General features: G+C 71.9%; 18 protein-coding genes. 9 read left to right on the forward strand and 9 right to left on the reverse strand.

Going from position 1 to position 18,029, the window contains the following annotated elements; all coding sequences use genetic code 11:
* From BLW86_RS21400 to BLW86_RS21410, 3 genes are read right to left on the reverse strand one after another with little or no spacing between them, the layout of a single operon-like run.
* A complete protein-coding gene (locus BLW86_RS21400; protein ID WP_093875521.1) occupies window positions 1-519 on the reverse strand; it encodes a GNAT family N-acetyltransferase in 519 nt (172 codons plus the stop codon).
* Between the two features lie 14 nt (window positions 520-533).
* The gene (locus tag BLW86_RS21405) at window positions 534-1,403 is read right to left on the reverse strand and encodes an AraC family transcriptional regulator (protein ID WP_093875522.1); all 870 of its coding nucleotides are present in this window, start codon (window positions 1,401-1,403) and stop codon (window positions 534-536) included.
* A gap of 49 nt (window positions 1,404-1,452) precedes the next feature.
* Complete coding sequence (locus BLW86_RS21410) at window positions 1,453-1,701, reverse strand: hypothetical protein (protein ID WP_093875523.1); 249 nt, start codon at window positions 1,699-1,701, stop codon at window positions 1,453-1,455.
* A gap of 262 nt (window positions 1,702-1,963) precedes the next feature.
* Between BLW86_RS21410 and BLW86_RS21415 the strand changes: the two genes are divergently transcribed.
* Window positions 1,964-2,914, forward strand: coding sequence for a substrate-binding domain-containing protein (locus tag BLW86_RS21415; protein ID WP_093875524.1), 951 nt, complete (start codon window positions 1,964-1,966; stop codon window positions 2,912-2,914).
* A 25-nt stretch (window positions 2,915-2,939) separates the two neighbouring features.
* Here the strand turns inward: BLW86_RS21415 and BLW86_RS21420 are convergent, their stop codons facing one another.
* Both BLW86_RS21420 and BLW86_RS21425 read right to left on the reverse strand, forming a co-directional pair.
* A complete protein-coding gene (locus BLW86_RS21420; RefSeq protein WP_093875525.1) occupies window positions 2,940-3,344 on the reverse strand; it encodes a MerR family transcriptional regulator in 405 nt (134 codons plus the stop codon).
* 206 nt (window positions 3,345-3,550) lie between these two features.
* Window positions 3,551-4,153, reverse strand: coding sequence for a hypothetical protein (locus BLW86_RS21425; protein ID WP_093875526.1), 603 nt, complete (start codon window positions 4,151-4,153; stop codon window positions 3,551-3,553).
* A 231-nt stretch (window positions 4,154-4,384) separates the two neighbouring features.
* Between BLW86_RS21425 and hemL the strand changes: the two genes are divergently transcribed.
* The 8 genes from hemL to BLW86_RS21465 all read left to right on the forward strand — a co-directional run bounded on the left by hemL (window position 4,385) and on the right by BLW86_RS21465 (window position 12,853).
* Window positions 4,385-5,731, forward strand: a complete 1,347-nt coding sequence (gene hemL / locus BLW86_RS21430) for a glutamate-1-semialdehyde 2,1-aminomutase (protein ID WP_093878788.1) — start codon at window positions 4,385-4,387, stop codon at window positions 5,729-5,731.
* The gene (locus tag BLW86_RS21435; RefSeq protein WP_093875527.1) at window positions 5,728-6,432 is read left to right on the forward strand and encodes a histidine phosphatase family protein; all 705 of its coding nucleotides are present in this window, start codon (window positions 5,728-5,730) and stop codon (window positions 6,430-6,432) included. The genes hemL and BLW86_RS21435 overlap by 4 nt, the downstream gene beginning before the upstream one ends.
* Window positions 6,433-6,755: 323 nt before the next feature.
* The gene (locus tag BLW86_RS21440; RefSeq protein ID WP_093878789.1) at window positions 6,756-8,045 is read left to right on the forward strand and encodes a polysaccharide deacetylase family protein; all 1,290 of its coding nucleotides are present in this window, start codon (window positions 6,756-6,758) and stop codon (window positions 8,043-8,045) included.
* A 77-nt stretch (window positions 8,046-8,122) separates the two neighbouring features.
* Window positions 8,123-8,740 carry a TlpA family protein disulfide reductase gene (locus tag BLW86_RS21445; protein WP_093875528.1) on the forward strand — a complete coding sequence of 206 codons (618 nt, stop codon included), beginning with the start codon at window positions 8,123-8,125 and terminating at the stop codon, window positions 8,738-8,740.
* Between the two features lie 4 nt (window positions 8,741-8,744).
* Window positions 8,745-9,482, forward strand: coding sequence for a cytochrome c biogenesis CcdA family protein (locus tag BLW86_RS21450; RefSeq protein WP_093875529.1), 738 nt, complete (start codon window positions 8,745-8,747; stop codon window positions 9,480-9,482).
* A 5-nt stretch (window positions 9,483-9,487) separates the two neighbouring features.
* The gene (locus BLW86_RS21455; RefSeq protein WP_093875530.1) at window positions 9,488-11,203 is read left to right on the forward strand and encodes a cytochrome c biogenesis protein ResB; all 1,716 of its coding nucleotides are present in this window, start codon (window positions 9,488-9,490) and stop codon (window positions 11,201-11,203) included.
* Entirely contained in the window at window positions 11,200-12,285 is a 1,086-nt protein-coding gene (gene ccsB / locus BLW86_RS21460) for a c-type cytochrome biogenesis protein CcsB (RefSeq protein ID WP_093875531.1), read from the forward strand. Before BLW86_RS21455 ends, ccsB begins: the two co-directional genes overlap by 4 nt.
* A 37-nt stretch (window positions 12,286-12,322) precedes the next feature.
* Window positions 12,323-12,853, forward strand: a complete 531-nt coding sequence (locus BLW86_RS21465; RefSeq protein WP_093875532.1) for an SRPBCC domain-containing protein — start codon at window positions 12,323-12,325, stop codon at window positions 12,851-12,853.
* An 86-nt stretch (window positions 12,854-12,939) separates the two neighbouring features.
* Here BLW86_RS21465 and BLW86_RS21470 read toward each other — a convergent pair whose 3' ends face one another.
* From BLW86_RS21470 to BLW86_RS21485, 4 genes are all read right to left on the reverse strand, one after another.
* Window positions 12,940-14,487, reverse strand: coding sequence for an ABC transporter substrate-binding protein (locus tag BLW86_RS21470; RefSeq protein ID WP_093875533.1), 1,548 nt, complete (start codon window positions 14,485-14,487; stop codon window positions 12,940-12,942).
* Between the two features lie 4 nt (window positions 14,488-14,491).
* Window positions 14,492-16,555, reverse strand: coding sequence for a hypothetical protein (locus tag BLW86_RS21475; RefSeq protein ID WP_093875534.1), 2,064 nt, complete (start codon window positions 16,553-16,555; stop codon window positions 14,492-14,494).
* Window positions 16,556-16,645: 90 nt separating this feature from the next.
* Window positions 16,646-17,557: an isopenicillin N synthase family dioxygenase gene (locus BLW86_RS21480; RefSeq protein ID WP_093875535.1), complete on the reverse strand. Its 912-nt coding sequence runs from the start codon at window positions 17,555-17,557 to the stop codon at window positions 16,646-16,648.
* On the reverse strand, window positions 17,547-17,999 hold the full coding sequence (locus BLW86_RS21485) for a nucleoside deaminase (RefSeq protein ID WP_093875536.1): 453 nt from the start codon (window positions 17,997-17,999) through the stop codon (window positions 17,547-17,549). Before BLW86_RS21485 ends, BLW86_RS21480 begins: the two co-directional genes overlap by 11 nt.
* Between the last annotated feature and the right edge of the window lie 30 nt (window positions 18,000-18,029).

The raw sequence follows: 18,029 nt of genomic DNA on the forward strand, positions 1-18,029 counted from the left end.
CTAGCCGAGGTCGAACCGCCAGTCGTTGCAGCGCATCGGGTTCCCCGGCGGATACTCGAAGTCCCGCTCGCCGAGCAGTTCGAACCCCGCCTTGCGGCACACCGCGTTCGACGCGGCGTTGTCCGCGGACGGGAACGCGTGCAGATGGCGGTGCAGCCCCGCGGCCCGGGCCTCGGCCACCACCGCGCGCGTGGCGGCCGTCGCCAGGCCCCGGCCCTGGAAGCCCGGCAGCACCGCCCAACCCGTCTCGTACACGGGCTCGCCGTCCCAGGTCTGCCCCCAGAAGCCGATGCTGCCCACCACGACCTCCTCCGGCAGCAGCACGATCCGGAACATGCGCCCCGCGCCCGTCTCGTCGGCGCTCAGCTTCACGTACCGCCGGTGTCTCCGGACGAGCTGCTCCTCGGTCTCCGGACCGCCGAGGTGGTCCATCAACTCCGGTGCGTTCAGGGCGCGCAGCAGGGCGGCGTCCCCCTCGGACCAGGCTTCCAGGCGTACGGATGAGGTGTCGTCGTCCATGCCCGTACGGTAGGTCAGAGCACTGACACCGCGCGGGCGTACGCGGTGGGCGGCACCCCGATCGTCGCCGTGAAGTCCCTTACGAGATGGGCCTGATCGCTGTACCCCAACTCGGCGGCGAGCGCGGCCCAGTCGGCTTCGGCCGCCGACTCCGCCCGCTCCAGGGCCTCGTGGAACCGGTAGCGCAGGATCACCCACTTCGGGCCGACGCCGACATGGCCGGCGAAAAGGCGCTGGAGCGAGCGCGCCGACAGGCCGCTCGCGGCGGCCAGCCGGGACACCCTGCGGACCGTGCGGTCCGAGCGGATCAGGTCCACCAGCTCCATCGCCTGCCCGGCGGCCGGGTCGGGCTCCGGCCCGTGCGCCAGGAGGAAGGCGTCGAGCGCCGCCACGCGCGCGTGGTCGTCGTCGGGGGACAGTACGGCCGCCGGAGTGCCGATGCCCTCGTCCCCGTCCACGTGCTCGTCCGGGAAGACCTCCCCCAGCGGCACCCGTCGGCCCGTCCAGGTCGACACCGGCCACGCGGGCGCGAAGGGCCGGAAGCCGCCCGGGCGGAACTGCACCCCACAGACCCGGCCCACCCCCGTCAGCTTCTGCGTGAACAGACCCAGGCCCACCCCCGACACCTCGGCCGACGCGCTCGCCTCCGCCGCCGGGGCACCCGGCTGCCCGTACCGCTGGAAGACGACGTTCACCGACGGGTGCGGGACGAGATGGCTCGCGTACGGCTCCGGCAGCTCCCAGTCGATCAGCCAGTAGTGCTCCAGATACGGCCGCAGTTCCGGCGCCGGGACATGGCGACGGAAGCGGACCCGGGAGAGCAGTTCGGCGGGGTCGACGATGCCCCGGGTGTCCCGGCGGGGGCGGGGCGCGGAGGCGGACATGGTCCGCATGCTAGGCCCGGGGCCCCAGGGCCCCGAGGCCCCGGGCCGGTCAGCGCAGGCGGTCCGCCGGGCCCGGGGAGAGCCGGGAGACGACCTGGCCGAAAGCATGCTCTTCCTCGGGCGTCAGGGGCACCGACTCCTGCGGGTGCCAGACCCGCTCCAGCGGGGTGTCCGCCGGCTCGCGGCGGGCGCGGGCCCGGGCCCGCAGGCTCAGCGTCAGCCACGCCGCCGTCGAGACGGCGAGCAGGCCGAAGAACGTGATCACGCGGGGGTCCGAGAACGGGCCGGGCAAGGACATGGCTCACTCCAGGGCGTGAGGGCCGCCCGTATCCGGCGCGCCCCGGCAGGTGGCGCGCGCGTGCATGACGGCGCTGGTGATTCCTACCGCTTCCTCCCGACTCGTTCAGTTAACACCACCCTGGGGGATTTTCGGCAGGGGGGACCTGTGCCGAAGTCCCGTCCCGGCCCGTCGGCGGCGGGCGACAGGCCCTCTTGTGCGGTCCGGGGAACCCCTCCAAGGTGACGGACGAGGGAGATTCCGGCCGGGGAGGAGCAGCCGCATGTCCGGAACAGAGGGATGGGGATTCACGGACGACAGGGGTACGGAACTGGGGGCGGCCCGCGTGCCGCTGCGCGTCGCCGCCTACGTACGGGCCGGTGCGGCGCTGCTCGACCTCGGGGTGACGCCGGTCGCCGTGTACGGCTCCGGGCACGACGGCGAGGCGCTCGATCCGGCCAAGTCCGGTGGTCTCCGGGCGGCCGGAGTGTCGTACCTCGGACCGGGCCGGGCCTTGGGCGAGGAGGCGCTGAGCGAGCTGCGGCCGGACGTGATCGTCGACGTGACCTATGACGGCAAGAGCCCGTACGCGCTCGACGAGACGGTCGCCGAGCGGCTCGGGATCCCGCTCGTCGCGCTCTCCGTCGGCAGCGAACTCACCCTGCCGGCGATCCTCGACCGCTTCGCCACCCTGGCGGCGAGCCTCGCCGCCGAGCCGGCGCGATCCGCCTCCGGCGCCGAGTCCGCCGTCGGGCCCGTGCCTGCCGTCTCCGGCGCCGAGGCCGCCGCCGTCCCCGCCCCCGCCGTCTCCGGCGCGGAGCCCGCCGAGCCCACCCCCGCCGTCGACCTCGCCGCCGCCGAGGCTCTTCTTCGGGGCGTCGCCGTCAGGTCCGGGGTCGCCGTGCTCGCGCTCTCCGGGGCGGGGGCCGAGCAGGTGCACCTCGCTCGGCCGCAGGCCTGGCCCGAGCTGGCGCACCTCGCCGGGCTGGGCGTGCGGCTGCTCGACCCCGGGCCCGGGCCCGGGGCCAACTGGCTCACCGGCGACTGGGCCAGGGTCGCCGAACTCCGTCCCGACCTGGTCCTCTTCGACGACCGGGAGCACGCGACCCCGCCGTACGAGCTCCCCTCCGGGGTCCGACTCGCCCCCTGGAACCCCGAGACGCCGCCCAGCCCCGCCGCGTACGCCCGCTTCTTCCGCGACCTCGCCGAGGCCCTGGCCGCACAGGCCCCCTGAGCGGGCCCGGTCCGGAAGCCGGGCCCTATACGAGGCGGGCGCGGAGGGAGGCGGCGAACTCCTCGGCACGGGCGAGCTGGGCCCGTAGTTCGGCGACGCGTTCCGCCGCGGCCTCCTCGTAGCGGCGGACGCGGGTCACCAGGGCAGCCCGCTCGGCGGGTTCGAGTTCGGTGTCCGTGCCCGGGCGGTCGGCGGACAGCCGGTCCACGGCGCCGAGGAGCTCGCGGGTCTCGTCGAGGGTGAAACCGAGGGGGCCCATCCGGCGGACCACCATCAGCCGGGAGACGTCCGCGTCCGTGTAGAGGGGGAAGCCGCCCGGCGAGGACGCGGACGGGGCGACCAGGCCGCTGTCCTCGTACTGCCGGATGGTCCGCAGCGACAGTTCGGTCCGTGCGGCGACCTCGCCGATCTGCATGGGCCGGCCGGTCATGCGTACTGCGCTCACGCGTCTGGCTCCTTCCTCGTACGGGGAGTCACCAGGGCGTACGGGCTCCCCTCAGGGCGCGACTTCCGCGCATTCCATAGCATTCGTCCTAATTTCAGCACCTATGAGGGGTGAAAATGCGGTGAAACGCCCGCGCGCCCGTCGCCAAGCGCGCGAAGGTCCCGACGAACCTCCCGCGCGCCTCGCCCGGCTCACGGCCAGACCAGGCAGTACGGCTGGTGTCCCGCCTCGTGGAGGCGGACCGAGAAGTCCTGCCACTCGTGGAGGAGCCGGTAGACGTCGAAGGCGTCGCGCGGGCCGCCGCGGTCCGGGACCGTCGACCAGATGAAGGCGGCGGCGCCGACCGACTCCTCGCCGATCCCGCGCAGCGGGTCGACCACGGTCATCGGCAGCTTCACCACCGCGTAGTCCGGGTGCAGCACCACCAGCTCCAGCGGCGGCACCTTGTGCAGGGGCATCCCCTGGATGCCGGTCAGGACCATGGCCGCTATCGTCTCGGGCTTGATCTTGGTGAACATGCCGCCCATGCCGAGCTCATCCCCGCCGAGCTCCTCGGGGCGCATCGAGATCGGGACCTGGGCCGCGGTGGCGCTGTTCGGCGCGCCGAAGTACTTGTACGTCACCCCCAAGCTCCGGCCCCCGGTCGTAGGGGCCGAATCCGCGACGGGCTCCGGCTTCGGCCGGTTTTCCGAAGCGGTCGGCTCCTCGGATCGCCTGCGCCGGTGCCTTCCCCGCCGGGCAGACTCCGGACCCAGGTCGTCCGTCCCCTCGCCCGGTCCGCCACCGCGATGCATATCTCCACCCGACTGCTTTTTCTCGGCAACACGACCCCGCCGCGCAACCCGATCATCGTGTCAGTGACCTCCCCCGCGTTCGTACGGTGAAACACCTGTCCGCAAGAACGCCGTGGCCTCTGACACCATGGATTCCGTGAGTCATCCCTATGACGCCCCAGTTTCGCAGACGCGGACGGGGAGCGCCTCGGCGTAACAGACAGGATGCTCACCGCCGTCCCTCCGTTCCCGATGTCGTGCCCGAAGTCGTTCTCGCAGGTCAGGATCACAGTGCCGTATTCATACGAAGCCCCAGTCTCACAGACGCTTTTCGACCGCGCTTCCCTCGTGACGCCCGGCGGCGTGAACTCACCGGTGCGTGCCTTCCGGGCCGTGGGCGGAACGCCCCGGTTCATGGTGTCCGGTTCCGGTCCGTACCTCACCGACGCGGACGGTCGTGAGTACGTCGACCTCGTCTGCTCGTGGGGACCGATGATCCTCGGCCACGCGCACCCCGAGGTCACCGCCGCCGTGCAGGCCGCCGTGGCCCGCGGCACCTCCTTCGGGACGCCCGGCGAGGGCGAAGTCGCGCTCGGCGAGGAGATCGTCGCGCGGATCGAGCCGGTCGAGCAGGTGCGGCTCGTCTCCTCCGGCACGGAGGCCACGATGTCCGCGATCCGCCTCGCCCGCGGTTTCACCGGGCGCGCCAAGGTCGTCAAGTTCGCGGGCTGCTACCACGGCCACGTGGACGCGCTGCTCGCCGCGGCCGGTTCCGGTCTGGCCACCTTCGCCCTGCCGGACACGCCCGGCGTGACCGGCGCCCAGGCCGGCGACACGATCGTGCTGCCGTACAACGACCTGGAGGCCGTGCGGGCGGCGTTCGCCGCGCACCCGGGTGAGATCGCCTGTGTGATCACCGAGGCCTCGCCCGGCAACATGGGCGTCGTCCCGCCGGCGGCCGGCTTCAACCAGGGCCTCGCGGACCTGTGCCGGGAGAACGGCGCGCTGTACATCTCCGACGAGGTCATGACCGGTTTCCGCACCTCGCGGGCCGGCTGGTACGGCGTCGACGGCGTGAAGCCCGACCTGATGACCTTCGGCAAGGTCATGGGCGGCGGCTTCCCGGCGGCCGCGTTCGGTGGCCGCGCGGACGTCATGGGGTACCTGGCGCCGGCCGGTCCGGTCTACCAGGCGGGCACCCTCTCCGGTAACCCGGTCGCGACCGCCGCCGGGCTCGCGCAGCTGCGGCTGCTCGACGAGGCCGCGTACGACAAGGTGAACGCGGTCTCCGAGGAGATCCAGGGCCTGGTCACGGGCACGCTGGCCAAGGAGGGCGTGGCACACCGCCTGCAGACCGCGTCCAACATGTTCTCGGTGTTCTTCACCGCCGACGAGGTGCGGAACTACGACGACGCGAAGAAGCAGGAGGCGTTCCGCTTCAACGCCTTCTTCCACTCGATGCTGGCGGACGGCGTGTACCTGCCGCCGTCCGCCTTCGAGTCCTGGTTCGTGTCGACCGCGCACGACGACCGGGCGATCGAGCGGATCGCCGCCGCCCTCCCGGCCGCGGCCCGCGCCGCCGCGGAGGCCACGGCATGAGCGACGCGACGAGCCGCTCGAAGAGCGACGAGGACATCACCGTCGTCCACCTGATGCGCCACGGCGAGGTCCACAACCCCGACGGCGTGCTGTACGGCCGCCGGGCCGGCTACCACCTGTCCGAGCTGGGCCGGCAGATGGCGGACCGGGTGGCCGAGTCGCTGGCCGACCGGGACATCACGTACGTCGTCTCCTCCCCGCTGGAGCGGGCGCAGGAGACGGCGACGCCGATCGCCAAGACGCACGGTCTGGATCTGGCCACCGACGAGCGGCTGATCGAGGCGGCGAACGTCTTCGAGGGCAAGACCTTCGGCGTCGGTGACGGGGCGCTGCGCAAGCCGGGCAACTGGAAGCACCTCACCAACCCGTTCCAGCCGTCCTGGGGCGAGCCGTACGTCGAGCAGGTCGTGCGCATGATGGGCGCGCTCGACGCGGCGAAGGACGCGGCCCGGGGGCACGAGGCGGTCTGCGTCAGCCACCAGCTGCCGATCTGGATCGTCCGCAGCTTCGTGGAGAAGCGGCGGCTCTGGCACGACCCGCGCCGTCGTCAGTGCACGCTGGCCTCGCTGACCTCGTTCACGTACCGCGGCGACAAGATCGTCTCGGTCGGGTACAGCGAGCCGGCCCGGGACCTCGTCCCGGCGCACCTCCTCGCGGGCGCGAAGCCGGTCAAGGGGAAGTCGAAGGCCTTCGGGGCGTAACTCCGGAGCTTCCTGCGGCCCCGTCGCACGGTGCCGTGCGACGCCCCCGGGCGGTGCCGTGCGGTGCCCCCGGGCGGTGCCGTGCAGAGCCCCCGGACGGCGCCGTGCGGTCGCCATCGGCAGTGTCGTCCGGTCCCCACTGGACAGCGCGGTGTCGAGGGGCCACAGTTCAGGGCGGTCGGATGATGTTCATGTCATCCGTCCGCCCTAAAATTTTTGTGCGATTTTCCGGAACCTCCGTGTTCCTCCCGGCATCTCACTCATTGTCGGTTTGGATGACGTTCAGGTCATACGTCAGCGCGAATGGGGATGTCATGCGCGGGATCAGCGGGATCAGTCGAAGGGGGCTGCTCGGAGCGGGCGTTGGGGCCGCTGCGGCGATGGGGCTCGCCGCATGCAGTACCGACCATCAGGACAGGCCGGGACGTTCCGGACCCGGCAAGGGGGGCGACGTCTCGGCGGACCCGGGCACGCCCACCCCGAGCAAGGAGGACGCCCGGCTCATCGGCGACGGTTCCACCGCCGACACCGGCAAGCAGCCGCACCAGCCCGACGCCCCCGTCCCGCTCGAACCCGGCCAGACCCCGCCCCAGTTCGTGATCTTCTCCTGGGACGGCGCCGGCGAGGTCGGCAACGGCCTCTTCCCGCGCTTCCTCGAGCTCGCGAAGAACAACGACGCGGCGATGACCTTCTTCCTCTCCGGGATCTACCTCCTCCCCGAGTCGAAGAAGGACCTCTACCGCCCGCCGAACAACCGCGTCGGCGCCTCCGACATCGGCTACCTCACCGACGGGCACATCAAGGAGACCCTGAAGTACGTCCGGCAGGCCTGGCTCGAGGGCCACGAGATCGGCACCCACTTCAACGGGCACTTCTGCGGCGGCTCCGGCTCCGTCGGCAACTGGACCCCGGCCCAGTGGCAGAGCGAGATCGACCAGGCGATGAAGTTCGTCACCGAGTGGAAGACCAACAGCGGCTGGACCGACCTCGACCCGCTGCCCTTCGACTACTCCAAGGAGCTCGTCGGCGGCCGCACCCCCTGTCTCCTCGGCCAGGACAACCTGCTCCCCACCGCCAAGCGCCTGGGCTGGCGCTACGACGCCAGCTCGCCCGGCGGCCGGCAGACGTGGCCGACGAAGCGCCAGGGAATCTGGGACCTCCCCCTCCAGGCCGTGCCCTTCCCCGGACACTCCTTCGAGGTCCTCTCCATGGACTACAACATGCTCGCCAACCAGTCGAACAACACGACCAAGGGCATGCCCTCGCGCTATCCGGGCTGGCGCAAGCAGGCGGCCGAGGCGTACCTTTCCGGCTTCACGCGCGCGTACGAGTCGAATCGCGCGCCTTTCTTCATCGGCAACCACTTCGAGCAGTGGAACGGCGGCATCTACATGGACGCCGTCGAAGAGGCGCTCAAGGGAATGGCCGGAAAGAAGGACGTGCGGCTCGTCTCCTTCAAGCAGTTCGTGGACTGGCTCGACGTCCAGGACCCGAAGATCCTGGAGAAGCTGCGCTCGCTGGAAGTCGGACAGAAGCCCGAGGGCGGCTGGAACGCCTTCCTCAGGCCCACCCCCACTTCCCCCGCTTCCCCCACTTCCACCCCGACCGCTTAGGCGATCTTGACAAGGGGCTTTACGGGCACGTAGGGGGGTGCCCAAGATCCCCCAAACGCCCATGCGAAACTTTTCACATGAGCCTTAGCCGTGCCCCCCGACGCATCCGGCGCACCCTGGTCGCCGTCGGAACGCTGTCCGCCGCCGCCCTCGCGCTCTCGGGCTGCGGCGGCGAGAACAACGGCAAGTCCGGCGGCGGTGGCAACACCAACTTCGTGACCAACACGGGTGGCATCTCCACCGTCGCCAAGGGCGAGCGCACGGCACCGAAGGAGATCGCCGGCGAGACCCTCGAAGGCAAGCGGCTCGACGTCGCCGACCTCAAGGGCAAGGTCGTCGTCCTCAACGTCTGGGGCTCCTGGTGCGGCCCGTGCCGCGCCGAGGCCCCGCACTTCGTGAAGGTCGCCAAGGACCTCGAGGGCCGGGGCGTCGAGTTCGTCGGCCTCAACACCCGCGACTTCAACAAGCAGCAGGCGCTCACCTTCGAAGAGGACTACGGGGTGACCTACCCCAGCCTCTACGACCCCAACGGCAAGCTGATCCTCTTCGGCTTCCCCAAGGGCACGCTCAACCCCCAGTCCATCCCCTCCACCGTCGTCCTCGACAAGGAGGGAAAGATCGCCGCCCGTTCCCTCATGGCGCTCGACGAGAAGAAGCTCCGGTCGATGATCGAGCCCCTCCTCAAGGAGAAGTGAGCCCGTGAACGAGACGGTCACCAGCGGAGCCCTGCTGCTCGCCCTGCCCCTCGCGGTCCTCGGCGGCCTCGTCTCCTTCTTCTCGCCGTGCGTGCTTCCGCTCGTCCCCGGCTACCTCTCGTACGTGACCGGCGTCACCGGCACCGACCTCGCCGAGAGCCGCCGCGGCCGGATGACCGCCGGTGCCGTCCTCTTCGTCCTCGGCTTCACCGCCGTGTTCGTCTCCGGCGGCGCGCTCTTCGGCTACTTCGGGTCGACGCTCCAGGAGTACCGCGAGACGCTCACCACGGTCCTCGGCGTGCTCATGATCCTCATGGGCGTGTTCTTCATGGGCCTGATGCCCTGGTTCACGCAGCGCGAGTTCCGCTTCCACAAGAAGCCCGTCGCCGGACTGATCGGCGCCCCGCTCCTCGGGGCGCTCTTCGGCATCGGCTGGACCCCGTGCATCGGCCCGACGCTCGCCTCGGTCAACGCCCTCGCCCTGGAGCAGGCCAGCGCCGGCCGCGGGGCGGTGCTCGCCTTTGCGTACTGCCTCGGCCTCGGCGTCCCGTTCGTGCTCGCCGCCGTCGCCTTCCGCAAGGCGCTCGGCGCGTTCGGCTGGGTCAAGAAGCACTATGTGTGGGTCATGCGGATCGGCGGCGGCATGATGCTCGTCACCGGTGTTCTGCTCCTGACGGGCGCGTGGGACAGCATGGTGGCCACGATGCAGGGCTGGTCCGGCGGTTTCACGGTGGGGATCTGAGTTCCATGAGCAAGACCGACACGACGGAGCAGCAGGAGGGCCTCGGCAGCGCCGGGGCACAGCTGTCGACCGCCCCCCAGGAGGACACCGCCATCGGCGGCCCCGCCCTCGGGGTCATCGGCTGGTTCCGCTGGTTCTGGCGGCAGCTGACCTCCATGCGGGTCGCGCTGATCCTGCTGTTCATGCTTTCCCTGGGCGCCGTCCCCGGCTCCCTCATCCCGCAGAACAGCGCGGACGAGCTGAAGGTGCGGGCGTTCAAGGACGCCCACGAGACCCTGACGCCGCTGTACGAGAAGCTGCAGTTCTTCGACGTCTACAGCTCGGTGTGGTTCTCCGCGATCTACATCCTGCTGTTCGTCTCCCTCATCGGCTGCATCGTGCCGCGCAGCTGGCAGTTCGTCGGCCAGCTCCGCAGCCGCCCGCCGGGCGCCCCCCGGCGCCTCGACCGGCTCCCCGCCTACACCACCTGGCGCACCGAGGCCGAGCCCGAGCAGGTCCGCGCGGCCGCGCTCGCCGTCCTCAAGGGCCGCCGCTTCCGCGCCCATACGGCGGGGAACGCGGTCGCCGCGGAGAAGGGCTATCTGCGCGAGGCCGGGAACCTGGCCTTCCACGTCGCCCTGATCGTGATGCTCGTCGCCTTCGCCTGGGGCCAGCTCTTCAAGTCCGAGGGCGGCAAGCTGATCGTCGAGGGCGACGGCTTCTCCAACACGCTCACCCAGTACGACGACTTCAAGTCCGGCTCCCAGTTCGGCACCGACGAGCTGGAGCCGTTCAGCTTCACCCTGGACTCCTTCACCGGCACGTACGAGAAGAACGGCCCCCAGCGCGGCACCCCGCGCACCTTCGAGGCGGCCGTCACCTACTCGCAGGGCGGCGCGGACAAGAAGACGGTCATCCGGGTCAACGAGCCGCTGAAGGTGGGCGACTCCAAGGTCTATCTGATCGCCCACGGCTACGCGCCCGTCGTCACCGTCAGGGACGGCCGCGGCAAGACCGTCTTCCACGGCGCCGTACCGATGCTGCCCATCGACAACAACATCACGTCGACCGGCGCCATCAAGGTGATGGACGGCTACCGCGACAAGAACGGCAAGAAGGAGCAGCTCGGCTTCACGGCGCTCTTCGTGCCGACCTTCGCGGGCGCCGGCAAGGGCACGATGTTCTCGCAGTTCCCCGCGCTCGACTTCCCGGTCATGGCGCTCACCGGTTACCACGGCGACCTGCGCGTGAACTCCGGTCTGCCGCAGAACGTGTACCAGCTCGACACCTCCAAGATGAAGCAGTTCAAGATCGACAAGGGGACCGGGGTCGCGCAGCGCATGCTGGCCGGCGAGACCATGACGCTCCCCGACGGCGCCGGCTCGATCACCTTCGAGAAGGACATCAAGGAGTGGGCGAGCTTCCAGATCTCGCAGCAGCCGGGGAACGGTCTCGCCCTCACGGGCGCGATCGCCGCGATCGCCGGTCTGACCGGCTCGCTCTTCATCCAGCGCCGCCGGGTCTGGGTCCGGGCCGTGCGCGGTGAGGACGGCGTCACCGTCGTCGAGATGGCCGGACTCGGCCGCAGCGAGTCCGCCAAGCTGCCGGAGGAGCTGGGCGACCTCGCGGTCGCGCTCACGGCGGAGGCCCCGCCCGCGGCGGACGCCGTGAAGGAAGACGTACCGGAACCCGCGGAAGAACCCGCAGAAGACCCTGCCCCTTCTGGAGAGGCCGACAAGTGATCCTCGCCGCCACGACCAACGAGAGCCTGGCGCAGATGAGCGACCTGCTCGTCTACTCCTCGATGGCCGTCTACACCCTGGCCTTCTTCGCCCACATCGCCGAGTGGGTGTTCGGCAGCCGCAGCAAGGTCGGCCGCACCGCCGCCGCCCTCACGCAGCGGGCCTCGGCCGCCCCGGCCGCCGCCGTGACCGTCCAGGTCAAGCAGGCCGGGGGCACCGCCGTCCTCGACAAGCCGAAGGTCGTCACGCGCTCCGCGGCCGGCACCCGTGACGTGCCGGACGGTCCCGGCGCGGCCGGCGGCACGGTCAAGGGCGACCTGTACGGCCGCATCGCCGTCTCGCTCACCGTCCTCGCCTTCGCGGTCGAGGCCGCGGGCGTGGTCACCCGGGCGCTGTCCGTGCAGCGGGCCCCCTGGGGCAACATGTACGAGTTCTCCACCACCTTCTCCACGGTGGCGGTCGGCGCGTACCTCGGCTTCCTCCTCGCCAAGAAGGACATCCGCTGGATCGGCCTGCCGCTGGTCACCACGGTCCTGCTCGACCTGGGCATGGCCACCACCTGGCTGAAGACCCCCAGTGACCAGCTGGTCCCGGCGCTCGACTCGTACTGGCTGTGGATCCACGTCTCCACCGCGATCTTCTGCGGCGCCGTCTTCTACATCGGTGCGGTCGGGACCCTGCTGTACCTCTTCCGCGACTCGTACGAGAACAAGCTCGCGACCGGCGGGAACCCGGGCTCCTTCGCCCGCTCGGTCCTGGAGCGGCTGCCCTCGGCGGCCTCGCTCGACAAGTTCTCGTACCGGGTCAACGCGGCCGTCTTCCCGCTCTGGACCTTCACGATCATCGCCGGCGCGATCTGGGCCGGTGACGCGTGGGGCCGCTACTGGGGCTGGGACGCCAAGGAGGTCTGGTCCTTCATCACCTGGGTGGGTTACGCGGCGTACCTGCACGCGCGCGCGACGGCCGGCTGGAAGGGGCGGAAGGCCGCGTACATCGCGCTCATCGCCTTCGGTTGCTTCCTCTTCAACTACTACGGCGTCAACATCTTCGTGAACAGCAAGCACTCCTACGCCGGCGTCTGAGCTGGCACGGGGCCTGTCCCGGGGTGACGCTGGAGGCATGAGCGAGATCTCCCGGGGCAGGAGCGAGACCCACGACGGTGACCGGCACCTGCTGCATTTCGTCGTGGACCTTCCGCAGCCGATGCCGGCGGTCTGGGCGGCCGTCGCCTCGCCCGAGGGCCTGCCGGCCTGGCTCTGCGAGGCGGACCCGCTGGAGCCGCGGCTCGGCGGCCGGGTCACCCTCCGCTGGCTCAACAGCGACACCGAGGTCTCGGGGCGGGTGACCGCCTGGGACCCCGACTACGTGGCCGAGTACACGGTCGGCCCGACGCACGGCCGGATCCGGTTCCACCTGGAACCGGGGTCCGGGGGCGGCGGGTCGACCGTGCTGCGTTTCACCAACGAGGTGCGGGGGTCCGCCGAGTACCGGCTGGACTGTCTGGCGGGGTGGCACGACCACTTCGAGCGGCTCGTGGCGGCGTTGGACGGTCACCCTACGGACTGGCGGGACTGGTCCCCGGAGCGGTGGCGGCATCTGCGGGAGCTGTACGAGCGCGACGAGGCTCCCTGGCCCAAGTGGGTGCCGTAGGGGCGGGAGCCCGGGCGCGTCTTGGCGCGCCGTTCCGTTGTGGGCATACGTTCCGCCCTTGCGGAACGTATGCCCACAACGGGCCCTCACCCCTTCTTCGGCGGCAGGCACGTTTCTGTGGGCGGGTGGCCCTCCGGCCAGGCCGTCTGGACGAAGCGTTGCGTGCCGTCTTGGGTCAGTTCCACGATCGGGACCGCCTTGTTGTACGGGTTGCCGTAGTTGTCCAGGCAGATCCAGCCGCTCGCGCCCTCCACCCGCAGGGAGCCCTTGACCTGCGGCCACTGGGTCCCCACGTCCTCCTTCGCCGGGTAGACCGCGCCGTCCGGGGTGGCCTGGCGGATCGCGTGGACCGCCGTCGCCATCGCGTCGTACGCGATGATCGCCTGCCCGTCCGCGAGCGCCACCGGCCCCTTCGCGGCGCGGGCGATGTCCGTCAGGAACGTCGAGTACGCCACCACCGAACCGCCCGTCGCCGGGATCCGCCGCCCCGGTGCCGGCTTCCAGGCGTCCGGGTGGGCGAGCGAGGCGTACCGCACGGTCAGCTTCGCCTTCAGCGCCTTGCGGTCGAGCTTCTTGTCCGCGCCCAGGTAGGAGCCCTCGTCGCCGGTGAGGACGGTGAAGGCGCGGTCGGTGCAGCCGCGCGAGCCGAGCGCGTTGATGAACTGCCGGAGCTGGGTGTGGCGTCCCGCGAAGAAGACGGTCTCGGCGCCGGTGTCGCAGATCAGATGGGTGATCTGGCGGAAGGTGTTGGCGGTGGTGCCCTCCTCGGTGGGGTCGGCGGGCGAGGTGAAGAGCCCCGGCTCGTGCGGGGCGCCCTTGAGGTTGGCGGTGAAGGCGGCCTTGAGGGTGTCGGTGTAGTGGTCGCCGGTCCGGGTGTCCTGGACGAGGAAGGCCTTGGTGGCGTCCACCCGGCCGAAGTGCGAGAGGGCCTTGGCCTCGTCGGTGTTGGTGGGGGAGACGCGGGCGAGCCCCGGGTAGCGGTTGTGGCCGGCCCCGGGGCCGTTGGCGATGTCGTCGGCGGTGATGGTGGTGCCGACGACGGCGATCCCGGCGGCGGTGAGGGCGGCCACCGACTCCCGTACCTCGGTGGAGGAGGTGGCGACGCCGGAGACGGCCCGCAGCCGGTCGGGGGCGTCCGTCATGCCGATGAGCCGGTCGACGGTCTCGCGCCAGTGGGCGTTGCCCTTGCCGGTGTTGGCGAGGACCAGGCGGATCTTCGGGGTCTCGCTGTTGGACTCGTGGTTGGCCCGGTACTGGTAGGCGTACGCGCCCTGGACCTCGTGCAGGACCTTCTCCCGCATGCCGCCGTCGGTGGAGGTCAGCGGCAGGAGCACGGCGACGGTCGCGTACTCGCCGGCCTTCAGCGTGGCGTTCTCGCGGCCGATGGCCCCGGCGACCTCGCCGAGGTCCGGCATGCCGAAGGCGTGTCCGTCGCCGTTGACGCCGACGCACTCGGAGCTGCCGGCGGGGCGGGCCACGCCGGCGGCGCAGGAACGGTCCTCCGGGGTGGTCAGCCGTGAGATGCCGTAGCCGCCGAGACCGAGGACGACGGCGGCGGTGACGAGTGAGGCGACGAGCTTCTGGCGGGGGGTGCGGACGCGCCGGCGCAGCCGGAGGGCCAGTCGATCGGGCATGGCGTCAGGCTCCGTTCTCACGGCCGGGCGGCAGCGACGGCTCCCGCCAGGCACGGATGTCGCGCGGCCAGTTGCTCGCCGCGTCCCAGAGTGAACCGCTGCCCGTCAGATGACGGCCGGAGAGCCGGCGCAGCTCGTGCGCGAGCCGGTCGGCGACCTCGTCGTCGGGCAGTGCGAGCGGATCGGTGAGCAGCCACAGGGCGTGCAGCAGCCGCCGTACGGACAGGTGGAGTTCGGTGGTGTCGGGGTCGAGACCGGCGGGGAGGGCGCCGGGCGGCTCCTGGCCGAGGGCGACCGCCCGGCGCGGGTCGGGGCCCGGCCGGTTCCGCTCGCGCGGGTACGGGGCGGCGGCGATGAACCGGAGCCGGCCGAGCCAGCCGAGGACGTCCTGCCCGGGGAAGGTCTCCCGCAGGTGCGTGACGGCCTCCTCGGTGCGGCCGAGGGCGAGACCGTGGTGGAGGCGGTACGGGCCGGGGCCCGGGCCGTAGTGCCGGTACAGCGTCTCGTGGACGGCGTGCCAGGAGGCGTAGTGGGGATGGTCGTCGTCCTCGAAGCGCAGCCGGTACAGGAGCAGGGCGCGCAGCAGCGGGTCGGCGACGAAGTGGCCGGGGCCCTCGCCCCAGTCCTCGGCGCGCAGCTGGTCGCGGACCCGCAGCGCCACGTCCCCGTCCAGGGACTCCGCCTGGAGCCGGGCGTGGGCGAGCATCCGGGCGGACTCCTCGTCGTGGGTCGCGGCCAGCACGGCGTACGGCCCCGGTCTGCGCACCGGCAGGAGCTCGGCGAGGAGCGTGGGGGCGACGGGCACCGGCGGGGCGTCCTCGCGCAGCTCCACCGTCAGGTCGAGCAGCCGGCCCGGGGTGAGGTCGGCCCGCAGCCGCGCGGGGGCCTCGCCGGCGGCCCGGCCGAGGAGGGCCACGCCGAGCGGGCGGCCGCCGGTCAGCCGGTGGACGGCGCGGGCGAGCTCGGCGGGGGTGCGGCCCGCCGGCTCGTGACGGTCGAAGGCGGACCGGGTCTGGGCGGGGGAGAGCGGGGTCAGCTCGACGGCGAGGATGCCCGAGCCGACGCTCGTCCCGCGCGGGCAGGGCGCCCGGTGCGCGGTCTCCGGCAGCCGGGTGCGGGTGGCCTGCCGCAGGCCCTCGTGCTCGCGGACCCGGGAGGTGGCGAGGACGACGACCCGGTCGCGGCGGCCCTCGGCGGCGCGGGCGCGCAGGATCGGCTCGACCAGCTGCCGGCCGAGCGGCTCGTGGGCGTTGTCGAGGAGGAGCAGGGGCCTGCCGATGCGGGCGCCGCGCTGGAGCCCGGTGTAGGCGTGGCGCAGGTCCTCGGTGAGGGCGCCGACGAGGAAGGCCTCGGCCTCGCCGCGCCGCCGGCCGCCCTGCTCGAAGTCGATCGTGAGCTGCTGGAGGCCGGCCTTGGCGCGCCCGCCGGCGTTGCGGTAGGTGCCGTACCAGCTCTCGGAGCTGCGCTGGAGGCGGCCGAACACCTCCTCCAGGACGGTCTCCACGGTCGCCTCGGCGAGCAGCCCGGCGAGCGGGGCGGAGGCCTCGGCGAAGGTGGCGGCGAGCTTGGCGAGGACCTTGCCGACCCAGTTGGCGGCGGCGCCCCTGGTCGCGTCGACGGTCGCGAGGAGCGGCCCGAGGCGCTGGAGGTCGCGCCGGGCCCGCTCGTCGTCCTCCTGGGACCAGGCGAGCGAGGCGACCGCGACCAGGCCGAGCGAGAGCCGGGGGAAGCGGACGGGCCGGGCGCCCAGCACCTTCGGCGACAGCTGCACGGCCAGCTCGGCGAGGGCGCCGGTGACCGGGGTCCAGCCGGGGCCGTGGTCGGCGGGCGGTTCGATGTGGGCGCAGTCGAGGAGGGCGAGCGGGGTGTAGCCCTTGTAGCGGTTGCGGACCTCCTTGAGCAGGGCGGTCTTCCCCATGCCGCGCCCCCCGGTGAAGACCGTCACGGGCGGGTCGTCCCCGTGCTCGTACGCGACGCGCGCGGCCCCCTGTCGGGTGAGCCCGGCGAGCCGGGCGACGAGCCCGCCCTCGTCCAGGGCCGCCTCGCGGCCGTACAGCTCTCTGTCCACGCCCCTGCCACCCCCGTCACAGTCAACTCAAGGATATCGACGGTGTGTTGGGAAAGCGGTCGGCTTTTCGACTCTGTTGTGGACCTGTTCTCAGTCCGTGGCGATGGCGTCGAGCTGGGCCCGCAGGTAGGAATGCGACTCGATGCCGTGGATCGTGGTCCCGGGCGTGCACTCGTAGAAGTACACCAGCGACATCAGCTCCTCGGCGGGCGCGTCGGCCGGCGGCGGCAGCACCCGGTGACGCCCCGACCTCCACCGGCCTCCGGTCCAACCCGCCATGAGGTCACCGATGTTGACGGTGAACGCGGCGGGGTCGTACGGGGCGTCCTGCCAGCCCCCGGCGTCGGTGAACACCTGGAGCCCGCCCTTGCCCGCCTCCCGGTCCAGGACGGTGACCGTGCCGAAGTCCGTGTGCGGGCCGATGCGGAACTGCCCCGGCTCCGGCTCGCCGGTCCGCTCCCGCCCCGGATACCAGTTGATATTGAAGCCGAACGTGGGGTGCCCGGTGTGCCGGGTGAAGAAGTCCCGCTCCTCGCCGAGCGCCACGCCGAGCAGGTCGAGGACCCGGTCCGACAGCTCCTTCATCTGCGCCAGATACGCCTCCACCAGCGGCCGCAGCTCGGGCACCTCGTCCGGCCAGGTGTTCGGCAGGAACCACTCGGCGTCCACCGCCGGGTCCCCGGTCGGCTCCTCCGCCGCGAAGGAGAGCGACTCCTTCAGGTCGGGCGGGGTCGCCGTGCCCTCCGCGTACCCGTTGGCCTCCGCGCCCGGCCCGAGCCACCCGCGCCCGCCGACCCGCACGGCGTACGGCTCCTTGACGGCCGGCGGGAGGTGGAAGAAGGCGCGGGCCGTCTCACGGATGGCGGCCCGCAGACCGGGGTCCACCCCGTGCCCGGTGACCAGCAGGAACCCGGCCTCACGCAGGGCGCGGTCGACGGCGGCCAGCTGCGGGGCGGGATCGCGCCGCAGGTCGACGGTGGGAAGACTCGCCTCACTCGTCACCGATGTCCTCGTTCCACAGAGCGGGGTGCTGTGCGATGAACTCCCGCATCAGCGCGGCGCATTCGGGATCGTCGAGCACGACCACCTCGACGCCGTGCTCGGCGAGCCAGTCGTGTCCGCCGTGGAAGGTCTCCGCCTCCCCGACGACCACCCGCGAGATCCCGAACTGCCGCACGAGCCCGGAGCAGTACCAGCACGGCGAGAGCGTCGTCACCATCGTCGTCCCCCGGTACGAGCGCTGCCGGCCGGCGGCCCGGAAGGCGGCGGTCTCCGCGTGCGTGGACGGGTCCCCGTCCTGCACGCGCCGGTTGCGCCCGCGCCCGAGCAGCACCCCGTCGGCGCCGTACAGGGCGGCCCCGATGGGAATCCCCCCTTCGGCGAGCCCGGTGCGGGCTTCGTCGAGGGCGGTGACGAGCCACCGGCGTGCTTGTTCCTGGTCCATGGGGGGAGGCTTCCCCGATGGACCGGGGGT

Source organism: Streptomyces sp. TLI_105 (assembly GCF_900105415.1).
Taxonomy (GTDB): Bacteria; Actinomycetota; Actinomycetes; order Streptomycetales; family Streptomycetaceae; genus Streptomyces.

What these genes read in the sequence shown, in the direction of transcription:
- BLW86_RS21410 (WP_093875523.1), bottom strand. Translation starts at nt 1,701, where the DNA reads ATGTCCTTGCCCGGCCCGTTCTCGGACCCCCGCGTGATCACGTTCTTC.
- BLW86_RS21465 (WP_093875532.1), top strand. Translation starts at nt 12,323, where the DNA reads ATGAGCGAGATCTCCCGGGGCAGGAGCGAGACCCACGACGGTGACCGG.
- BLW86_RS21415 (WP_093875524.1), top strand. Translation starts at nt 1,964, where the DNA reads ATGTCCGGAACAGAGGGATGGGGATTCACGGACGACAGGGGTACGGAA.
- BLW86_RS21400 (WP_093875521.1), bottom strand. Translation starts at nt 519, where the DNA reads ATGGACGACGACACCTCATCCGTACGCCTGGAAGCCTGGTCCGAGGGG.
- BLW86_RS21405 (WP_093875522.1), bottom strand. Translation starts at nt 1,403, where the DNA reads ATGTCCGCCTCCGCGCCCCGCCCCCGCCGGGACACCCGGGGCATCGTC.
- BLW86_RS21455 (WP_093875530.1), top strand. Translation starts at nt 9,488, where the DNA reads ATGAGCAAGACCGACACGACGGAGCAGCAGGAGGGCCTCGGCAGCGCC.
- BLW86_RS21470 (WP_093875533.1), bottom strand. Translation starts at nt 14,487, where the DNA reads ATGCCCGATCGACTGGCCCTCCGGCTGCGCCGGCGCGTCCGCACCCCC.
- BLW86_RS21420 (WP_093875525.1), bottom strand. Translation starts at nt 3,344, where the DNA reads ATGACCGGCCGGCCCATGCAGATCGGCGAGGTCGCCGCACGGACCGAA.
- BLW86_RS21485 (WP_093875536.1), bottom strand. Translation starts at nt 17,999, where the DNA reads ATGGACCAGGAACAAGCACGCCGGTGGCTCGTCACCGCCCTCGACGAA.
- BLW86_RS21425 (WP_093875526.1), bottom strand. Translation starts at nt 4,153, where the DNA reads ATGCATCGCGGTGGCGGACCGGGCGAGGGGACGGACGACCTGGGTCCG.
- BLW86_RS21445 (WP_093875528.1), top strand. Translation starts at nt 8,123, where the DNA reads ATGAGCCTTAGCCGTGCCCCCCGACGCATCCGGCGCACCCTGGTCGCC.
- hemL (WP_093878788.1), top strand. Translation starts at nt 4,385, where the DNA reads ATGTCGTGCCCGAAGTCGTTCTCGCAGGTCAGGATCACAGTGCCGTAT.
- BLW86_RS21435 (WP_093875527.1), top strand. Translation starts at nt 5,728, where the DNA reads ATGAGCGACGCGACGAGCCGCTCGAAGAGCGACGAGGACATCACCGTC.